This window comes from Agrobacterium sp. CNPSo 2736, assembly GCF_004005385.1.
Classification (GTDB): Bacteria; Pseudomonadota; Alphaproteobacteria; order Rhizobiales; family Rhizobiaceae; genus Agrobacterium; species Agrobacterium leguminum.
Map to the genome: position 1 here is coordinate 86,629 of NZ_RZTX01000008.1, position 18,261 is coordinate 104,889.

General features: G+C 59.9%; 18 protein-coding genes. 3 read left to right on the forward strand and 15 right to left on the reverse strand.

All coding sequences use genetic code 11. The features are described from left to right. Nucleotides 1-64: 64 nt before the first annotated feature. The 3 genes from EM858_RS15125 to EM858_RS15135 all read right to left on the reverse strand — a co-directional run bounded on the left by EM858_RS15125 (nt 65) and on the right by EM858_RS15135 (nt 3,413). Nucleotides 65-1,000 carry a LysR family transcriptional regulator gene (locus EM858_RS15125; protein WP_003521693.1) on the reverse strand — a complete coding sequence of 312 codons (936 nt, stop codon included), beginning with the start codon at nt 998-1,000 and terminating at the stop codon, nt 65-67. Nucleotides 1,001-1,350: 350 nt separating this feature from the next. Next, nucleotides 1,351-1,980, reverse strand: coding sequence for a flavin reductase family protein (locus tag EM858_RS15130; protein WP_127757122.1), 630 nt, complete (start codon nt 1,978-1,980; stop codon nt 1,351-1,353). 317 nt (nt 1,981-2,297) lie between these two features. Next, entirely contained in the window at nt 2,298-3,413 is a 1,116-nt protein-coding gene (locus EM858_RS15135; RefSeq protein WP_127757123.1) for a porin, read from the reverse strand. Nucleotides 3,414-3,454: 41 nt separating this feature from the next. Between EM858_RS15135 and EM858_RS15140 the strand changes: the two genes are divergently transcribed. Further along, entirely contained in the window at nt 3,455-3,850 is a 396-nt protein-coding gene (locus EM858_RS15140) for a hypothetical protein (protein ID WP_127757124.1), read from the forward strand. Nucleotides 3,851-3,872: 22 nt separating this feature from the next. Here the strand turns inward: EM858_RS15140 and EM858_RS15145 are convergent, their stop codons facing one another. From EM858_RS15145 to EM858_RS15170, 6 genes are all read right to left on the reverse strand, one after another. Further along, entirely contained in the window at nt 3,873-6,047 is a 2,175-nt protein-coding gene (locus tag EM858_RS15145) for a GGDEF and EAL domain-containing protein (RefSeq protein ID WP_127757125.1), read from the reverse strand. Between the two features lie 229 nt (nt 6,048-6,276). Then, a complete protein-coding gene (locus EM858_RS15150; protein WP_127757126.1) occupies nt 6,277-7,212 on the reverse strand; it encodes a 2-hydroxyacid dehydrogenase in 936 nt (311 codons plus the stop codon). A gap of 23 nt (nt 7,213-7,235) precedes the next feature. Next, nucleotides 7,236-7,967, reverse strand: a complete 732-nt coding sequence (locus EM858_RS15155; protein ID WP_003521699.1) for an amino acid ABC transporter ATP-binding protein — start codon at nt 7,965-7,967, stop codon at nt 7,236-7,238. Then, nucleotides 7,948-8,607: an amino acid ABC transporter permease gene (locus EM858_RS15160; protein WP_127757127.1), complete on the reverse strand. Its 660-nt coding sequence runs from the start codon at nt 8,605-8,607 to the stop codon at nt 7,948-7,950. Before EM858_RS15160 ends, EM858_RS15155 begins: the two co-directional genes overlap by 20 nt. Further along, nucleotides 8,604-9,308 carry an amino acid ABC transporter permease gene (locus tag EM858_RS15165; RefSeq protein WP_003505665.1) on the reverse strand — a complete coding sequence of 235 codons (705 nt, stop codon included), beginning with the start codon at nt 9,306-9,308 and terminating at the stop codon, nt 8,604-8,606. The genes EM858_RS15160 and EM858_RS15165 overlap by 4 nt, the downstream gene beginning before the upstream one ends. A gap of 68 nt (nt 9,309-9,376) precedes the next feature. Continuing rightward, entirely contained in the window at nt 9,377-10,180 is an 804-nt protein-coding gene (locus tag EM858_RS15170) for a transporter substrate-binding domain-containing protein (protein WP_020811663.1), read from the reverse strand. Between the two features lie 295 nt (nt 10,181-10,475). On the opposite strand from EM858_RS15170, the gene EM858_RS15175 reads away from it, so the two are divergent. Next, on the forward strand, nt 10,476-10,796 hold the full coding sequence (locus EM858_RS15175; protein WP_003505663.1) for a hypothetical protein: 321 nt from the start codon (nt 10,476-10,478) through the stop codon (nt 10,794-10,796). 157 nt (nt 10,797-10,953) lie between these two features. After that, complete coding sequence (locus EM858_RS15180) at nt 10,954-11,976, forward strand: LacI family DNA-binding transcriptional regulator (protein WP_127757128.1); 1,023 nt, start codon at nt 10,954-10,956, stop codon at nt 11,974-11,976. Between the two features lie 228 nt (nt 11,977-12,204). On the opposite strand, the gene EM858_RS15185 is transcribed toward EM858_RS15180, so the two are convergent. From EM858_RS15185 to EM858_RS15210, 6 genes are read right to left on the reverse strand one after another with little or no spacing between them, the layout of a single operon-like run. Then, nucleotides 12,205-13,233 (reverse strand): proline racemase family protein, encoded by a 1,029-nt coding sequence (locus tag EM858_RS15185; RefSeq protein WP_127757129.1) that lies wholly within the window; start codon nt 13,231-13,233, stop codon nt 12,205-12,207. A 10-nt stretch (nt 13,234-13,243) separates the two neighbouring features. Next, entirely contained in the window at nt 13,244-14,953 is a 1,710-nt protein-coding gene (locus EM858_RS15190) for an aconitase X (RefSeq protein ID WP_127757130.1), read from the reverse strand. 12 nt (nt 14,954-14,965) lie between these two features. Further along, nucleotides 14,966-16,207 carry an FAD-binding oxidoreductase gene (locus tag EM858_RS15195; protein WP_127757131.1) on the reverse strand — a complete coding sequence of 414 codons (1,242 nt, stop codon included), beginning with the start codon at nt 16,205-16,207 and terminating at the stop codon, nt 14,966-14,968. Next, the gene (locus EM858_RS15200) at nt 16,207-16,929 is read right to left on the reverse strand and encodes an amino acid ABC transporter ATP-binding protein (protein WP_020811659.1); all 723 of its coding nucleotides are present in this window, start codon (nt 16,927-16,929) and stop codon (nt 16,207-16,209) included. Before EM858_RS15200 ends, EM858_RS15195 begins: the two co-directional genes overlap by 1 nt. Further along, nucleotides 16,922-17,575, reverse strand: coding sequence for an amino acid ABC transporter permease (locus EM858_RS15205; RefSeq protein ID WP_065116851.1), 654 nt, complete (start codon nt 17,573-17,575; stop codon nt 16,922-16,924). Before EM858_RS15205 ends, EM858_RS15200 begins: the two co-directional genes overlap by 8 nt. A gap of 12 nt (nt 17,576-17,587) precedes the next feature. Next, a complete protein-coding gene (locus EM858_RS15210) occupies nt 17,588-18,253 on the reverse strand; it encodes an amino acid ABC transporter permease (protein WP_065116852.1) in 666 nt (221 codons plus the stop codon). Nucleotides 18,254-18,261 lie beyond the last annotated feature (8 nt).

Here is an 18,261-nt window from a genome sequence, read left to right on the forward strand (position 1 = left end):
GCGGCACGTGTTTCAGTCCCGGCGCAGCCCTGCATGGTTCGAGAGAATGGCGAGGTCGGCCGGATCAGGTCAATAATGTGTTTTCGTCAACCGATAGGAAATTCCTATCAAAAGCCATCGCCGCTGCGCGCTGACGCGCCTCATGAAGAAGCGCGGAAACGAGCGGCGTGTGTGGTTCGCGATAGGTCGCGATCAGCCCCACCAGATGTTCCGCATCCGGCTCGGTAATCGGTATCATTCTGATCTGCTTTGGAAAACCGAATGATTCCGCTATGTTACGCGGCATTATTGAAGCCCATTGTCCGGTTCGGATATGCGAAAACAGCACAATCATGGAGTTGGACTCCAATGTCGGCTTCACCTCTACGCCCGCTTCAGCCATGTGCTTGTTGATGATGCGGCGGTTCTGCATATCCGAAGTCAATAGGCATAACCTAAGACCTGAAACCTGCTTCCAGGTAACGCTTTCCTGATCGGCGAGCGGCGTTCCGGCTGCTGCAATCAGGTGATATCGCTCCGAATAAAGCGGTACCGTGGTCACTCGGCCAAGAGGTTCATTGTCGAGATAGCTGATTCCCGCATCGATCTCGAGGTTTTCGATCTGGCTCAGGACCTGAAGCGAGGTGCGTGACGTCACGGAAAAGGTCACATCGGGATGCCGCGCCTGAAAGGATTCCGTCAATCGCGGCACCATCGCAAGCGCCGTCGGAATGACCGCAAGGCGGATGTGGCCCGCCAGACCCTTGCGCGCCGCCCGCATTTCCTCACGCATGGTGCGCGTATCGGCGACGATGCGACGCGCCCATTCCAGAACACGCTGGCCCTCCGGTGTCAGCCCCTGATAACGTGCCGCACGCACCACAAGAACGACACCAAGCTGGTCCTCCAGCTGCCGGATCGCGGCCGAGAGACTGGGTTGGGAAACGCCGCACTCCTCCGCCGCGCGGCCAAAATGCCCTGCGCGCGCCAATGCAATGAAAAATTCCAGCTTGTCGATCATGCGTCCTCCCGCGTCGCTCGCGACCCTGCGGATGGTGCGAGCAGGAGAACACTAGAACGAGGCGGGGAAGCCCGCAAATGGATGCCGTTGTTTTCCTGAAAACCGTGCCGGGTGACAAGACTGGGTTCCGTGAGGCGCGGGCAGTCATGGGCGTCGACGTTAGGTCAACCACTCCAACCGCACTGGACGCAGCTCCATGACGGCATTGACCCATCCGTCGTTTCGCCTGGCCTGCCGCACAGCGCCGGGAAGCGAAACCAATCGTCATCGCCGCCTCGATGCCCTGCCCTCTCATTTTCTCGAGTTTGCGACGGCAGGCGAAAGGTATTCAGCTTCGGCCGCAAGAACCGTCACTCGCCAGTCGGCTTGATGAAGTCGGTCATCGCTGGCGCCTTGAGGACGAACTGGCGATCCGAGCTGATGTAATTATCGGCATGCAGGCGCGCAATCGGCTGATATCGGTCCGGATCGACATAACGCCCCTCCGCATCGAGGCAATCCTTGTGGACATGCATGTGCACTACCTCGCCCAGGACAAGGGTACGGCGCGGATAATCGATCAGGCGCTCCACACGGCATTCGAAGGCGCAGGGCGATTCCGCCGCAAAGCTCGCATCGATCTTGCTGCAGGGCGTAGCCGTCAGTCCGGCAATCGAAAGTTCATCAACTTCGCTGTCGAAGCCGAGGCCGCAGACGAGCATCTGTTCGGACAGAGCCATATCGACCATGTTGATGACGAATTCGCCGTTGCGACGAATATTGGCCATCGTATCCTTCTCCTCGCCCGTCACACGCGGCTGGATGCCGAGAACAACGATCGGCGGATCATGGGAGAAAACATTGAAAAAGCTCATCGGCGCGGCATTGTTGTGGCCAGCAGCCGAGCGCGTCGTGACAAGCGCTATCGGCCGTGGACCGATAAAATTGGTCAGCAAACGATAACGGCTCTGCGGCTCAAGCGCGGTAAAATCGAATTCCATGGGAGCACCTGATTTATTGTATACAATAATATTTCATACTGCAGACAATTACTCAATCACCCTGATCACGGGATAGCCAATTTTGCTGCATCACATTTGGGGAGCAAAGGAGAAGCAGCAAGCCCGCGCGCATTCTCCAACCAATGGATGGAGCCGCCATCCACGCATCGACTATATGCGCAAAAACTCCCCGGCCTGGAGGGTCCGGGGAGTAAACCTGACATCATGTCAGAAACTTTGACTGGAGCTAGTTACTCACCCGTTCGGAAACGGGGTGGATCTGAGTTGTCTAACCCTACTATGCTTTTTGTAGACTATTAGAACGAACGCTGCAGGCGAACGAAACCGGTCCACTGGTCGCCAGCGCCGCTGCCGATGCCGCTACGAACGCGCTCATCGCCGTCAACGCTCTGGTAGTTAACCGAAACGAGCGTGGAGAGGCCGGAAGTGATCTTGTAGCCAACTGCTACACCAGCGCGCCATGCATCGCGGTTGCCGGTGAAGTCACCATCGGTGCCGATATCAAGCGTACGGAAGTACTGAACACCGGGAGTGATGGTCAGCTTATCGGTTGCCTTGACGGCGTATTCAGCAGCAACTGACCACTCGGACTCTTCGTAGTATGCGTTGGCGCCAGAAGCCCATACACCGGCGAGGCCGAACGTACCCGGGCCAACTTCAGCCGTTACGATGGCGCGGATCGCACCGTTTTCAGCGTCGGTGTCATAACCACCAAGCAGGTTGGCCTTAACGCCGCCGAACTTGGCACCAATGATGGCGCTGACGCCAACATTGTTGTCGCCCTGGCGGTTCTGCGTCGTCCAGTTGAGCTGGTTTACGCCCAGATTGTTGCGCTGGATCGTCGTTCCGCTGATCGAGTTACCGGCGATAACACCTTCCAGTTCTTCAACGGCAACACCAGCATAGAAGGAACCAGCGTCGTAGGTGTAACGGATAGCGTTCAGACGGGTCTGGTTCGAGCTGAGGTTATCGACTTCACCAGAGAGACCGTCATCCCACCAGTTATAGTAGAAACCGACCTTCAGGCCGCTGATTTCGATGAAAGCCTGATCAAGAACGACAGCGCGGCTGCTGTCCTGGTCGGCCTGGCCGCGGAAACCGAAGTAGCCGCGCAGAGCGCCGAGCTCGGTGTCCGAACGCGTGTCGACGTTGAACTGGGCGCGGGTGAAGGAATCCCAGTCGGACGTGCCGGACTGGTCACGACCGAAGTCGGTCTGGAAACGAACGTAACCGTCGAACTTCAGGCAGGTTTCGGTGCCGGGGATGTAGAAGAAGCCGGTGCCGAAAGCGTCGCAGACGCGAACGTATTCCATGGGCTCGGGCTCGGCAGCGACGATGGCGTCGGCGGCCTGTGCGCCGGATACTGCTGCGAGAGCCGCAGCGGAGCCGATCAGAAGGCTCTTGATGTTCATTTGTAATCTCCAGTCAAAAATTTTTCAACGAATGCGCAAATTTGAGGGCTGGTCTTTTCCCTGCCGCCCGCTTCCCTGCGCTGATTCAGCAAATGACAGAAGTTGCCGCAGACTCGCAATTTAAATCGACGAAATACAAATACAGACAAAGTACGCAATTCAGTTTCGTAGTAAAATTACAACAATTCAATAGTTTAAAATATAATATTTCTTATTATTATTTCAAAATAATAGAATTAATTACTTTTAAATATTATCTTCAATTACTAAATTATAAGACACAAAAACAACAAACGCTCCCGTTCCGTCCGGATCGGGAGGCGTCAGCACTCGCGGGCATGGAGAAGCAAAGTGGTTTTCATCGAGGAACAGGGAAGGACGCAGGCGGCAAAACGTACGCCCGGCCTCTCCCGGAAAGCCATATCTGGCCGATCTGAAACAACCGGTCGCCCGGGCAGCCTACACGCGGTCTTCGGGTAAGCCGGTCGCGAATATCGTCGTCTTCGCCAGCATGTCTTCTATCGCCTCTGCCGGCACCGGGCGGCTGAAGTAATAACCCTGACCGTAGGGGCAGCCGGCATCACGCAGAAATGTCGCCTGCTCGCCGGCTTCCACACCTTCGGCAATGACATCGATGCCGAGAGACCCGGCAAGCTGGATCATAATCGAGACGATGGCGCTGTCCTTGGTCTTTTCCGGCAGGTGGGTGAGAAACGAGCGGTCTATCTTCATGCAGGACAGCGGGAATGTCTTGAGCATGCCGAGGCAGGAGTAACCGATACCGAAATCATCCAGCGCCAGGCTGACACCCATCTGTTTGATGGCCCGCATGATCCGCACCGATGTTTCGACATCCTGAATGATGAGCGTCTCGGTGATTTCGATTTCCAGCAGGGACGGCGCAAGGCCGGTTTCCTTGAGCACCGACCTTATCTGCTGCACCAGCCCGCCCTGAAACTGTCGCGGAGAGATATTGACCGCCATTTTTACGGGCGACAGGCCGGCGGCGGCCCATGCCTGCGCCTGACGACAGGCCTTTTTGAGAATGCTTTCTCCGAGTTCGACGATCAGGCCGGTTTCCTCCGCAAGCCCGATGAATTCCGCAGGACCAAGCAGACCTTCCGTGGGGTGCTGCCAGCGCACCAGCGCCTCCACGCCGCTGATCCTGCCGCTGAAAAGATCGACCTGCGGCTGGAAGTGCAGCACGAACTCGTCCCTCTTTACAGCCTTTCGCAATTCCTCGATGCGGGTGAACTTCTTCCTCAGATCATCCGCCATATTCGGGGTGAAGGTGGCAATGCTGTCGCGCCCGGTATGTTTGGCCTCATACATGGCGAGATCGGCCGCCGCGACGATTTCCGCGGTGGTTTCCCCATGCTCCGGGAAAAAGGCCATGCCGATGCTGCATGTGACCTTGATATCGTAATTGCCGATACGCAATGGCTGCGAGACAGCGGCGCGGATGCGCTGCAGGCGGTTTTCGACATCGTCCCTGCGCTCTTCCAGAATGATGACGAACTCGTCGCCGCCCACCCTGAGAACGAGATCGTTCTTCCGGAGGCTTTTCGCAATGCGCTCGGCGGTTTTCGACAGCAACGCGTCACCGATGCTGTGGCCGAGCGTATCGTTGATCTGCTTGAAATTATCGAGATCGAGAAAACCGATACCGACCCTTCGGTTCGCCTTTGCCGCAGTCGCCAGTATTTCCGGCAGTCTCGTATCGAGGAAACGTCGGTTCGGCAGCCGGGTCAGCATGTCGTGATCCGCCAGGAAGGCGATATGTTCCGCCGCCCTTTTGCGGTCGATGGCCAAACCCGCCATGCGCGCTGCCGCGCCGATGAATTCCACCAGCGCCGCCTCCGGCTGGCGGCCGGCCAGCATGCACCAGACGAAACCATGCGCCTTGCCTTCGCTGGCGGGAATATCGAAACTAAACGCAATATTCTCTGCCGGATGGACAAGGCTCTCAGGATCGCTGACGCTGGAAACAAGCGCGGCCAGCCCCACCTGCTGCGCCAGTGCCGGCGAGGCATAAACGGAAGGCTCCCCTTCCGCCGCATCGAACACCCGCACCGCGCAAGCCAGTCCGGTCGCGAGATTTTCGATGGCCTTGACGAACTCCTCGAGAAAATCCTCGATACGCGCCGCCGCGACGATCATTTCCAGAATATGCGCCTGCGCCTGAAGCAGTCTTTCCGAAGCCTTTTTCTGGGTTATATCCCGCGAGGCGCCGACCACGCCGATGATGTTGCCGGCCTTGTCCTTCAGCGGCACACGCGACATCATGAGCCAGCGGTCGATATCGCCGCGCATGGCGCGTTCCTCGTAACCGAGATCCGGTTCGCCGGTGCGCATCACCCGCGCCTCGGTATCGGGAATGCCGGCACGCCGCGCCGCTTCACCGTTAATATCGTAGTCGGTGAGCCCGATCAGTTGCTCGACCGTGTCAAAACCGTTTTCGGTGACGATGGCGCGATTGGCGAAAAGAAAGCGCCCTTCCAGATCCTTGGCATAGATAAAATCCGGCACGTGGTCGATCATCGCTTCCAGAAGCGCGTGCCGGTCGGAAGGATTGGTGTTTTCGCTCATGTCAGGAGTGGCGGATGGCGTGACATCGCGCTTTTTTCGCGACATCCGGTTCTCTTCGGGTGTCTTCGGGCCTTTGGAACGCACCTCTCCGCCTCATCATTTTATAAGGAAGCAGAATAGTAGGATTATACGTATTATATAAATATGAACAACGGCGGGAGATTGCCGGGAAACCCGCCTTTTGCAGCAGCCTGCCTGAAGCCCTGCCGGCCTCAATCGAAACGGCGCAACCGAAGCTGCGCCGTCAAAACGACAGGCGGCAATTCGTTGCCCGTCACACCACCGGCGTCGGCAGTTCTTTGCCGGCAAAATGGGCATCGAGATTGGCGAGAACGAGATCAGCCATGGCGCGGCGCGTCTGGTGCGTGCCGCTGCCGACATGCGGAGCGAGCGTGACGTTGTCGAAGGCAAAAAGCGCTTCCGGCACGCGCGGCTCATCCTCGAAGACATCCAGCGCAGCACCACCGATCGTGCCGCTCGAAAGCGCTTCGACCAGCGCCTTTTCATCCACCAGCGAGCCGCGCGCCACGTTGACGAGCACGCCCTGGGGACCGAGGGCCTTCAGCACATCCGCATTGACGATATGGCGCGTTTCGGCGGTTGCGGCGGCGGCGATGATGAGCACGTCGCAATTGGCGGCCAGCGCCTCGATGGTGTCGTAATAATCATAGGCGACATCGCGGCGGTTTCTGGCGGTGTAGGAAATCCGCGCATCGAAACCTTCAAGCCGCTTTGCGATTGCCTGGCCGATGCGGCCGAGGCCGAAAATACCGTAACGGCGGCCGGCGACGCGGGTGGAAAGCCCCATATCGCCCTTCAGCCATTGGCCGGTGCGCACATGCTGGTCCGCCTGCGGCAGCTTGCGCGCCTGCGCCAGAACGAGACCGAGCGCGAGGTCGGCAACATCGGCTGTCAGCACGTCAGGCGTATTGGAGACGCGGAAACCGCGTTGTTTGGCATCAGTCAGATCGACCTTGTCGAAACCGACGCCGTTGATGGCGACAATTTCAAGATTGGGAAGTGCGGCACCAATATCCGCCGGCAGGCCGATATGGCCGCCGGTGACGACGCCGCGGATTGAAGCACCCTTGTCAGCAAGGAACGCCGCCTTGTCAGCAGCCTCGAACAGGCGATGCACGGTGAAGCGCTGCGCGAGTTCTTCTTCCAGTGCCGGGATGAGCGGGCACAATTGCACGATTTCAGTGGTCATGAAGTTTCCTTTGCGCCGGTGAACTACTTCACATCGGCCTTGACGAATTGCCGGAGTTCCGGCGTTTGCGGGTTGGCGAAGAGTTCGGAGGAACGGCCCTGCTCCCAGATCTTGCCCTTGTGCATGAAGATGGTTTCGGTCGCGACGCGGCGCGCAAAGGCCATTTCATGGGTGACGAGGATCATGGTCATGCCGTCTTTGGCGAGGTTTTCCATCACGGTCAGCACTTCCTCGGTCAATTCAGGATCGAGCGCCGAGGTCACCTCGTCAAACAGCATCACCTTCGGCCGCATGGCGAGCGAACGGGCAATCGCCACGCGCTGCTGCTGTCCGCCGGACAGCTGGTCAGGATAGGAATCGAACTTCTCGGACAGGCCGACGAGTTGCAGAACTTCGCGGGCAATATCCTTCGTTTCCGATTTCGCCACATCCTTGACGATGCGCGGCGCAAGCATGATGTTTTCGCCGACCGTCAGATGCGGGAAGAGATTGTAGCTCTGGAACACGATGCCGACATCGGTGCGCAGCTTGCGCAGCGCCTTGGCATCTTCGCCAATCGCATGACCTGCAATTTCGATGCGGCCCGAATTGATCTTCTCCAGCCCGTTCATGCAGCGCAGCAGCGTGCTTTTGCCCGAGCCGGAGCGGCCGATGAGGGCAAAGACTTCACCGCGGCCGACCGTCAGCGACACGCCTTTGAGGACTTCCAGAGCGCCAAAGCTCTTGTGAACGTTTTCAACGATTACTTCCGGCATGAAGCCTCCTTTCCAGCCAACGCGAGAGCTGGGACAACGGGTAGCAGACGACGAAATAAAGCACGGCCACGGCGACGAAGACGCGGAACGGCTGGAACGTGGCATTGTTGATGAGCTGCCCCGCTCTCGCCAGTTCGACGAAACCGATGATCGATGCGATGGACGTATTCTTGACGACCTGAACGGCAAAACCGACGGTCGGCGGTAGCGAAATGCGGATCGCCTGCGGCAGGATGACGTAGCGATATTGCTGGGCGCGGGTCAGCGCCAGCGATTCCGACGCTTCCCATTGCTGCTTCGGCACCGCCTGGATGCAGCCGCGCCAGATTTCCGCGAGGTAACCCGATGTATAGATCGTCATCGAGGCGCCGGCGGCAAAGAGCGGCGGCAGTTCCAGTCCGGCAAGGCTGAGGCCGTAATAGGACAGGAACAGGATCATCAGCACCGGAATGCCCTGGATCACCTGGATATAGGTGCCGGCGGCAATGCGCAGCGCCTTGAAATTCGAGGTGCGGGCGAGCGCCACGAAGAAGCCGACGATGCCGCCGCCGATAAGCGCAATGATCGTCAGAAGCACGGTCCATTGCAGGGCGGTCAGCAGGAAGCCGAATTCGTTCCAGCCGAAAGTTCGAAGAGTCATGACTGCACCTCCGGCATGGCGGTCATAGTCTTGCGGGCAACGCGACGGCCAAATAGCCACATGCCGACAAGGGCAAGGATGAGCCGCAGCGAAAGCGCCAGCGCAAGATAGATGAGCGTGACGACGATATAGACCTCGAAGGAGCGATAGGTCTGCGATTCCACGAAGGCTGCGGCGGCCGCAAGCTCATGGGTGGAAATGGCCGAACATATGCTCGATGCCAGCATCATCAGCACGAACTGGCTGCACAGCGAGGGATAGACCTTGGCGATGGCCGGCACGATGATGACGTGGCGATAGATCTGGTACTTGGTGAAACCAAGCGCTTCGCCCGCCTCGATCTGCGACTTGTGCACCGCCTCGATGCCGGCGCGGATGATTTCCGTCGAATAGGCAGCAAGGTTGATCGTCATGCCGATCAGCGCCGCCGTATCCGCCCCTACCCTGAAGCCGAGGCCCGGCAGACCGAAATAGACGATGAATAGCTGCACCAGAAACGGCGTATTGCGGATGACTTCCACATAACCGTCCACGATGATGCGGACGATGCCGCCATTGATGGACCGCAGCGAAGCCAAAAGAATGCCGAAAGCGCAGCCGAGCACGATGGACAGGACCGACAGCTTGATCGTCAGCCATATGCCGTTCAGAATCTCGTTCTGATACTGGGCGAGCGCGCCGAATTGGAATGTATAGGACATGCGTCACTCCGTTGACATTTCCCGGCCCGCCGGAAATTTTTCTCCGGCGGGCGCGTTGAAAGGCTCAATCAGAAGCTTGGCAATTGCGGCAGAGGACGACCGGTCCACTTCACCGAGATACGGTCGAGATCGCCCGACATCTTCATGAGGTAGATGGACGTGTTCAGCCACTGGCGCAGCTCGAAATCCTCAAGCTTCGTCGCCATGGAATTGCCCTGCTGGAAGAAGGTGAAACCAACCTGCAGACCGGCTTCCGGGCGCTGTTTGATGATCGCTTCGCCAACCGTGGACGGCAGGGCGACAGCATCTACCTGACCGGCAAGCAGTGCCTGGGCACTGGTGGAATCGTCTTCGTAAACGACGATTTCGAGACCTTCGACATTGGCCTTGCGCAGCGCGGTTTCCTGCGAGGAACCGCGATTGACCGAAACGCGCTTGCCCTTGAGGCTGTCGAGATTTTCGAACTTCTGGTCCTTGCCGGAAATAATGTCCATGTTGAAGGCGCTGTAAGGCTGCGTGAACATCACGGTCTTGGCGCGCTCGCCGGTCGGCGCAAGCGTCGCAACAAGGAAGTCGACCTTGCCGGTCTGAAGGGCGGGGATGCGGGCGGGCGGTGTCAGCGGCACCAGTTCCACCGGCAGCGACAGGTAAGAGCCGATGAGATTGGCGACATCGACGTCGTAACCGGAAGGATTGCCCTTCTCATCCACCATGCCCATCGGCGGCGCACCGGTCAGAACACCGATCTTGACCTTGCCGCGCGCAGTGATCTCGCTGATCGAGACGGCATGGGCGGACGTGGTTGCGGCGAGCGTTGCTGCCGCAACACCGACGGCAACGGTCATGTTCTTCAGAAATCTGGATATGCTCATGGTTTCTCCTCCAACCTTATAAGTGGCTGCCCAGAATGGAACAGCGGCCTTGCGCAAACCGAAAAATGTTCTCGATAACATTTTAACGCGATTGACTAAAAACTCCTCCCAAGAAGGCGCGAAAGCACAAAACCAGATGAATCTCCTATGAAATTCAATGTTTTCGGCTGGTTATCGATTTTCCTCTGGTCGACACCGCTTCACGTTCTTGGCAGGATCAATAATGCATGTTATCGGTATCATTGCAAGTCCGATCTACAGAACTGTTTGGGTCGGCAATCATTCGGGAGGAAACATGTATACACGCTCGGCAATTTTCGAAGGCAGGATTCACCCCGGCCGGGAGGAGGAGTTTTTCCGCATCGTCGAGGAGAAACTGCTGCCGGTCTGGAAACGCATGCCGAATGCGCAGGCCGTGCGGGTGATGCGCACCGAGCGTACCGACCCGGACGCCGCCTCGATCATCATGGTGCAGGAAATCGACTATCCGTCGATGGAGGCGGTGGAGGAAGCGCTGGTTTCCCCCGTCCGGCTGGAAGGCCGGGTGCTGACGGACGAGATGATGAGCATGTGCGACGGGCGCTTTTATCATCTGGTCTATAGCCGCGTCGCATAAATCCGGTGCACGCCGCATCGATATGCAATCATACGGCGTGCTTTCCCTTATTGTCTTCGTGTATGTCTTGTCCTGAACCGGTTCGAATTTAGGGAGACATGCTTTGGTGGAGCGCACGCCCTTGGCCGCAGCGTTAGTCACGTCAAAAAAAGCAACCATGAGCGATGTCTCGAAACTCGCGGGCGTCTCCAAGATGACCGTTTCGCGAGTGCTGGCCGATCCCGCCCTGGTGTCGGAAGAGACACGCCAGAAGGTGATGAAGGCCATCGAGAAGCTGGGCTATGTGCCAGACCGGATCGCCGGTTCGCTATCCTCCCGCCGCACCAATTTCATCACCGCCATCCTGCCGACGCTCACCAACTCCAACTTCGCCGATAGCGCTCAGGGGCTTGCCAATGCGCTGCGCGCCGCCGACTACCAGTTGTTGATCGGCTACACCATGTACGATCTGCAGGAGGAAGAACGCGTCATCCGCACCATGATGGAGCGCCGACCCGATGCCATCGTGGTCGCCGGCACGGTGCATACTAAAATGGCGAGCGAGGTGCTGATGCGCGCCGGCATTCCCATCGTGGAAATCTGGGATGTTCCCGAACACCCAATCGACCATGCGGTTGGTTTCTCCAACTACGAAGTGGGAAGAACCGCCGCCAAGCATCTGATATCGCTTGGCTTCAAGCGAATCGGCGCGCTCGGATCGAGGGCCGATGGCGATGTTAAGGACTGGCGCGGCGAAAGCCGCCTGCTCGGTTTCGGCGCGGCCCTGCGGGAGGCCGGCATTGCCGACGATCTCATCATCCGCGAAGGCAGCGCTCCGGTCTCCTATGACCACGGGGCAAAGACCCTCGGCTCGCTGCTGGCCAAGGCGCCAGATGTCGAGGCCATCTTCGCCGTATCAGATATTTCCGCCGTCGGCGCGCTGATGGAATGTCATCGAAGGGGAATCAGTGTCCCTGACCGTATTTCCCTCCTCGGATTCGGCGACTTCGATATCGGCCGGCAATGTTATCCGGCGATTTCAACGATCCGCGTCGACGCCCAGATGATCGGCCGCAGGGCGGGCGAGTTGCTGCTTTCGATACTGGAGGCGGAAAAGGATGCCATTGTTCCCGAGGGCGCAAGGGTGGATGTCGGGTTCGAGCTGATCGTGCGGGAGACGACGAAACGGCTGGGTGGATAAGGCTTTAGCAATAGTGGAACGAGCGGATGTCGCTTGTTTCTTCTCCCCGAGGGGGAGAAGTCCGCGGCAGCGGGATGAGGGGGCAAGCTCTCATTCTGTCGCTGGCGTTACCCCCTCATCCGACCCTTCGGGCCACCTTCTCCCCGGCGGGGAGAAGAAACGGGCCGCACCGCCGGGCATATCTAAAAATCCCACCCCAGCGAAATTTTCGACCCGTAACGCCCTTATTTACCGCGCACCCCAGGTATCCGTCAGACGATACCCTTCCGGCCACGGATCGGACGGATCGAGCATGTGCTGGTGAATACCGGTGATCCAGCCTCGGCCGGAAATTTCCGGCAGGATGGCCGGACGGTCGCCGACCGTTGTGGTTCCAAGAATACGGCCGGTGAAGGTGGAGCCGATCAGCGACACCGCCGTCAGTGTTTCGCCTTCCTTCATCTCGCCGCGCGCATGCAGCACCGCCATGCGGGCTGAAAGCGCCGTGCCGGTCGGCGAGCGGTCCACCTTGCCCGGCTGGATGGCAACGGCCGCCCCTGCCCTGAGGCCTTCGGCCGTGCGCTCCACCTTGCCCGCAAACAGGCAGAAGGAAAAATGCCGCCAGTCCGGGTTTTCGGGATGGTCGAAACCCAAAGCCTTATTGGCGGCGTTGGTGATGCGCACGCCGAGGCGGGCAATCTCGTGCGCCTCTTCCGGCTTCAGGCTAAAACCCATCGCCTCGGCATCGACGATGACGAAGCTGTCGCCACCATAGGCCGTGTCCACTTTCAGCGTACCGAGGCCTTCGACTTCGAGTTCGACATCGAGCTTTGCGGCAAAGCTCGGCAGGTTCTGCACGAAAATGCGCTCGGCCTTGCCGTTGCGGCATTCGGCGCGCACCTTCACCAGCCCGCCCGGCGCTTCCAGCAGCATATGGGTTTCCGGCTCCTGCATCGGCACGATGCCGCCATCCAGAAGCACGGTGGAAACGCAGATGGAGTTGGAGCCGGACATGGGCGGCGTGTCTTCCGGTTCCATGATGATGAAGGCGGCATCCGCATCCGGATGTTTCGGCGGCACCAGCAGGTTGACGTGGCGGAACACGCCGCCGCGCGGCTCGTTGAGCACGAAATTGCGCAGGGTCTCATCGCGGGCGATGAAGCGGCTCTGTTCCCAGATCGTTTCGCCCGGCGGCGGCCTGACACCGCCGACGATCACATCCCCCACCTCGCCTTCCGCATGGGCGGAAATGACATGAACGGTCTTGATACTGCGCATTCAAAACTCCTTAGGAAAGCCATGAAGGAAGAAGGGATGGGGCACGGCCGGTCAGCGCGCTTTCAACGCAATCGGCAAGGCTGCCGAAGCGCACGGCGCGGCCGCTGAGGCCGGGTCCGTAATGAGCGTATTTGCCAGAATTGGTCATCAGGACACGGGTCTTCGTCGGGAAAACCGGCTCGGAAATGGAGCACCAGCAAAGATCAGGCAGCACCTGCACGCCGCTGTCGCGCAGGCTTTGCAAAGTGCCGTCCTGCCCGGCCGCATCGATGACCTGCTGGCCGGCTGTGACGATCACCGCAACATCCGCGTGACGCCGGCGGCCGGCAAATTCAGCCGCAAGCGCGTGGCACTCCTCCAGCGAGGCATGCGGACTGCCAATGGCGACAAGTTGCACCTCTTCCGGTCCTTCATTGAGAAGCGACCAGCCGGCGGCCATATCGGAGGGTGAAACAGTAACGGTATCGGCCGTTTCGAGAGGCGAAAGACCGGCTTCCGGCGTTACGCCCTCTATATGAAGCATGGGCGCAGCGGATGTGGTGCCGAAAGCGGCGCAAAGCGCCTTTAGATCATCCCGTGACGGCTTCGCAGGGCCAAGGCCGCGCAGCAGCGGAATGCAATCCGGCGCGGCCTTGCCCGCCAGATAGCCGATGAGCGGCCAGAAGGCATCATCCACGCCCTGCGGCAACGCCACATTGACGATGCGCTGAGGACGGCGATTTTCCTCCAGATAGACGCCGGCAAGCGGCGCCCTGCCCGTCAGCGCGATGCAGAGATCGAGAAAATCCGGATGTTTCGCCGTGCGCGCGCCAAGAACAGTATTGGCGAAGATCACCGCGTTCGACTCGGCCCAGGCGATCATGTCGCCGGCCTGCGGCGCGCTGTCGAGCAGGTAAGGCGAACAGGTGAAGGTGGGCCGACAGCCCATGCGCACATAGGCATCCGCCAGCCTTGCGGCCGGGTCGCCGAAATCCTCCGGCATGCCCTGCGAACGCCAATGCGCCTTGTCCACCGAAATGGCGTTCATGGTCGTCGGCACCCGTACCTGCGCCCCCATCTCCGCCATTTTTTCCGCGAAGGTGAGATTGGCGGGGCTGGCATAGATGCAACCGTCAACATGGCCCTGCGTGACATCGACAAGCGCCGATGCCCCCTGCTGGGCGGCCATGGCGACGGTGATGCGCATGGCCTGCTGCACGGCGATGCCATCGCGTCCTTCGAGCATGGCCCGGTCGTCATCCCCAAGATCGAGATGCGCCGTCGCCGGCGGCGTGAGGGCAAGGGAAACGCCATCGGCTTCGATGGCCGTCTCATCGATATGGACATGAACGGCTTTGGAAAACCGGGCGAAATTTTCCGCGTCGAGGCGCAGCACCGGCAAAGGCTTGCCGAACATTTCGGCGGCGATCAGCGCGCCCAGCGTCAGCACGTCCTCGGCCTCGCAGAAGACCAGCGCCGAAGGCGCACGGCCCGTCAGGATAAGATCGAGCAAGACACCTGAACCGGTGCAGGAACCGCGGCTGGTGGGCATGAACAGCACGCCGCCGGTGAGACAGGTGCCATGCAGCGGGTGGTGCACGTCGATGACCCGGCCGGTGGCGGGATCGACGCCGCCCCAGAAACTCAGCGCTTCGGTGGTGGAGATCGCCGTCCCTTCAGCCGAACCGGCCAAAATGCTGCGGGCTTCAGGAACGGCTGCTGTCGAGAGGGAAGAAGACATCGGAAATCCCCGTCAGAAACGTTGCGGCGAAAATGCCCTTGTATCGATGGCGGGTTTTTGCCCCGTCAGAAGATCGGCGACGATGCGGGCCGTGCCCGCCGATTGCGTCAACCCAAGATGCCCATGGCCGAAAGCATAGACCACCCGCGCCGTGTGCCGTGCTTGCCCGATGGCCGGCAGGCTGTCCGGCAGCGAGGGGCGAAAGCCCATCCACTGCTTGCCGCCTTCGGTTTTCAGGCCAGGCAGGAAGGCTTTCGCCTTGGTCAGCAGGGCCTCGGAACGGGCGAAATTGGCCGGAAGCTCCAGCCCGCCCAGTTCTACCGCGCCACCGACACGGATGCCGGAGGAAAGCCGCGTGACGACGAAACCATGGCCGCCGAAAGTCACCTGCGTGCGCAGATCGAAGGCGCCAGACGGCAGGGTTGTATTATACCCCCGTTCCGTTTCCAGCGGAATTTTTTCCCCGAGCGAACGGGCGATGCGATGCGAAAAGGCGCCGGCTGCCAGCACCACCCTGGCGGCCTTGCGCGTGCGGCCGTCATGGCTCACCACCTCGACGCCGTCTTCCAGCGGCCTGAGCGAAGCGATATCGAGGCATTCGATACGGCCGCCAATGGTGCGGAAATGGTCGGCCAGCGCCAGCGTATAGAGCTTGGGGTCGGCGATGGAATACCAGCCGGGCGTGAACGTGCCACAGGTGAAACGCGGCGCGATGCCGGGCTGTATCTCGGCCATCTGTTCGGCATTGAGATGCCGGAACTCGATGCCGTGCCGCTCACGCGCCTTCCAGCCGGGAAGCGAGGCTTCGAATTCCGCCTCGCTTTCATAGACCTGGAGATTGCCCTCCTTGCGCAGCATGGCGATGGTGTTGGTCTTTTTCAGGAACGGCTCCAGCTCGGCCTTGGCGAGATCCATCAGCGCGGTCTGTGCCGCGGTGGAATGTTCCACCTTCGACGCCGCACAGGCCCGCCAGAAGCGGAACATCCACGGCGCGATCTTCAGCGCATAGGCCGGCGGCACGCTGAGCGGACCGAGCGGATCGAGCAGCCACTTCGGCGCCTTCCAGAGAATACCCGGCGATGCGAGCGGCAGAATATCGGTGAAGGCGAAGGCACCGGCATTGCCGGCGGACGCGCCCGCCGCCGGTCCCTCGCGGTCGATGACCGTGACCGAGAGGCCACGGCCCTGCGCCGCGATTGCCGCCGAGAGGCCGACGACGCCGGCCCCGATGACGATGACATCATGTGCAGGCATTACCGCACGCTCGCCAGGAACTTCTGGGTTTCAGCATGCTGCGGCGCGCCGAACAGCTGGTCCGGTGTGCCGATTTCCGCCATCACGCCCTGATGGAAGAAGGCGACGCGGTTTGAGACATCGCGGGCAAAGGCCATTTCATGGGTGACGCAGATCATCGTCATACCCTCATCCGCCAGCATCTTCAGCGTATCGAGCACTTCGCCCACCAGCATCGGGTCGAGCGCTGACGTGACTTCGTCGAACAGCATATATTCCGGCGACATGGCAAGCGCGCGGGCAATCGCCATACGCTGCTGCTGGCCGCCAGACATGCGGTTCGGATAGACCTTCAGCTTTTCGGCAAGGCCCACATGGGTCAATTGCTTCACCGCGATTTCCTCGGCCTGCTCCTTGGAGATGCCAAGAACCTTGCGCGGCGCCAGCATGACGTTTTCGAGCACCGTCAGATGCGGAAAGGCATTCCATTGCTGGAAGACGATGCCGACCTTGCGGCGCAGCTTGTTGAGGTCGGTCGATTTGGCATGCACTTCCGTGCCGTCGATGACGATCTTGCCGCTGTCGATCGGCTCCAGGCCGTTGATGCAGGTCAGCAGCGTCGACTTGCCAGAACCGGAGCCGCCGATGATGGTGACGACCTCGCCCTTGTTGACGGTGAGGTTGATCCCTTTCAGAACCTCCAGCGGGCCGAAGGATTTGCGGACGTTTTCGATCTCAATCATTGGGGGACCACCGTCTTTCGAGATACCCGCCGAAACGGGCGATGGGGAAGCTGATAAGGAAGTAGATGGCGCCGCAGATCATCAGGATGGTCAGCGGTTCCTGCAGGCGGGTAACGAGGATCTGCGAGGCACGCAAAAGCTCGATAAGTCCAAGCCAAAGCACCAGGGCCGAATCCTTCATGACACCGAGCGTCAGTCCGATCCAGGACGGCAGCGACACGCGGGTGGCGAGCGGCAGCACGATGTAGCGCATGTCCTGCGACCATGTCATGCCGAGTGAGCGGCAGGCACGGCGCGTATTGGACGGCACGGCATCGATGCCGCCGCGCACGATCTCGGTGCAATAGGCTGCCGTATAAAGCGACAGCACCACGCAGGAGGTGGTGAATGGCGGCCAGCCGAGCTTGGCGATCGACTGGAAGGCATTGCCGAGAACCAGCTGGATGAGCAGCGGCACGGAGCGGAAAATATCCAGCACGAAGGTCAGCGGCAGCGACCAATAGGGACCGAACTGGAAACGGATGATACCGAAGATGATCCCCATCAGGGTGCCTGCCGTGACGGCGACGGCGGTGACGGCAAGCGTCATGCCGGCACCCTTGGCCAAGAAGGCGAGATCACTCCAGGTGAGAGCGGTTTCAAACATGGCGCACCTCTCTCAGTAACGGAACAGACGCCAGGCCAGCAATCTGGCGGCGAGCGTGACGATCTTGGCGATCACGTAATAGATGACCGCGGCGAGCGCGAAGAATTCAAAGGTGCGGAACGAGCGCGCATTGAGCGCCTGCGTGACGCCGGCGAGATCCGTGTTCATGCCGACCGTGACACCGAGCGAGGTCATGAGGATCGCCCAGACCATCTGGTTGGTGGCCGGCAGGAAAGCCACGCGCAGCATCTGCGGCAGGATGATCAGCCGGAAGGTCTGCATCGAGGTCATGCCAAGCGAACGGCCCGACCGCGTCTGCGTATCCGGTATGGCTTTCAGCGCGCCGCGGAAATTCTCTGCCAGATAACCGGCATTGTTAAACGCGATACCGACCAGAAGCGCGGTATAGGGGCTGAGGTGGATGCCGAAATTGCCAAGCCCGAAATGGGCCATGTAAATCTGGAACAGTGCCGGCGTGTTGCGGGCAACCTCCACCCAGACGGAGGCCAAAGCGCCGAGAACGCGGTTGCCGGACAGCCGGAACAGCGTCAGCAGGATGGCGAAGGTAAGACCGATCACCATCGACAGAAGGGCGATCTGCAGCGTTACCACCGCACCGTCCAGAAGCTGCGGCAAAGCCTTCAGCGCCTGATTCCAGTGGAATGTATAGTTGAACATTAAGCGTC

Coding starts and splice junctions, on each gene's coding strand:
- EM858_RS15125 (WP_003521693.1), bottom strand. CDS start 1,000: ATGATCGACAAGCTGGAATTTTTCATTGCATTGGCGCGCGCAGGGCAT.
- EM858_RS15130 (WP_127757122.1), bottom strand. CDS start 1,980: ATGGAATTCGATTTTACCGCGCTTGAGCCGCAGAGCCGTTATCGTTTG.
- EM858_RS15135 (WP_127757123.1), bottom strand. CDS start 3,413: ATGAACATCAAGAGCCTTCTGATCGGCTCCGCTGCGGCTCTCGCAGCA.
- EM858_RS15145 (WP_127757125.1), bottom strand. CDS start 6,047: ATGTCGCGAAAAAAGCGCGATGTCACGCCATCCGCCACTCCTGACATG.
- EM858_RS15150 (WP_127757126.1), bottom strand. CDS start 7,212: ATGACCACTGAAATCGTGCAATTGTGCCCGCTCATCCCGGCACTGGAA.
- EM858_RS15155 (WP_003521699.1), bottom strand. CDS start 7,967: ATGCCGGAAGTAATCGTTGAAAACGTTCACAAGAGCTTTGGCGCTCTG.
- EM858_RS15160 (WP_127757127.1), bottom strand. CDS start 8,607: ATGACTCTTCGAACTTTCGGCTGGAACGAATTCGGCTTCCTGCTGACC.
- EM858_RS15165 (WP_003505665.1), bottom strand. CDS start 9,308: ATGTCCTATACATTCCAATTCGGCGCGCTCGCCCAGTATCAGAACGAG.
- EM858_RS15170 (WP_020811663.1), bottom strand. CDS start 10,180: ATGAGCATATCCAGATTTCTGAAGAACATGACCGTTGCCGTCGGTGTT.
- EM858_RS15175 (WP_003505663.1), top strand. CDS start 10,476: ATGTATACACGCTCGGCAATTTTCGAAGGCAGGATTCACCCCGGCCGG.
- EM858_RS15180 (WP_127757128.1), top strand. CDS start 10,954: ATGAGCGATGTCTCGAAACTCGCGGGCGTCTCCAAGATGACCGTTTCG.
- EM858_RS15185 (WP_127757129.1), bottom strand. CDS start 13,233: ATGCGCAGTATCAAGACCGTTCATGTCATTTCCGCCCATGCGGAAGGC.
- EM858_RS15190 (WP_127757130.1), bottom strand. CDS start 14,953: ATGTCTTCTTCCCTCTCGACAGCAGCCGTTCCTGAAGCCCGCAGCATT.
- EM858_RS15195 (WP_127757131.1), bottom strand. CDS start 16,207: ATGCCTGCACATGATGTCATCGTCATCGGGGCCGGCGTCGTCGGCCTC.
- EM858_RS15200 (WP_020811659.1), bottom strand. CDS start 16,929: ATGATTGAGATCGAAAACGTCCGCAAATCCTTCGGCCCGCTGGAGGTT.
- EM858_RS15205 (WP_065116851.1), bottom strand. CDS start 17,575: ATGTTTGAAACCGCTCTCACCTGGAGTGATCTCGCCTTCTTGGCCAAG.
- EM858_RS15210 (WP_065116852.1), bottom strand. CDS start 18,253: ATGTTCAACTATACATTCCACTGGAATCAGGCGCTGAAGGCTTTGCCG.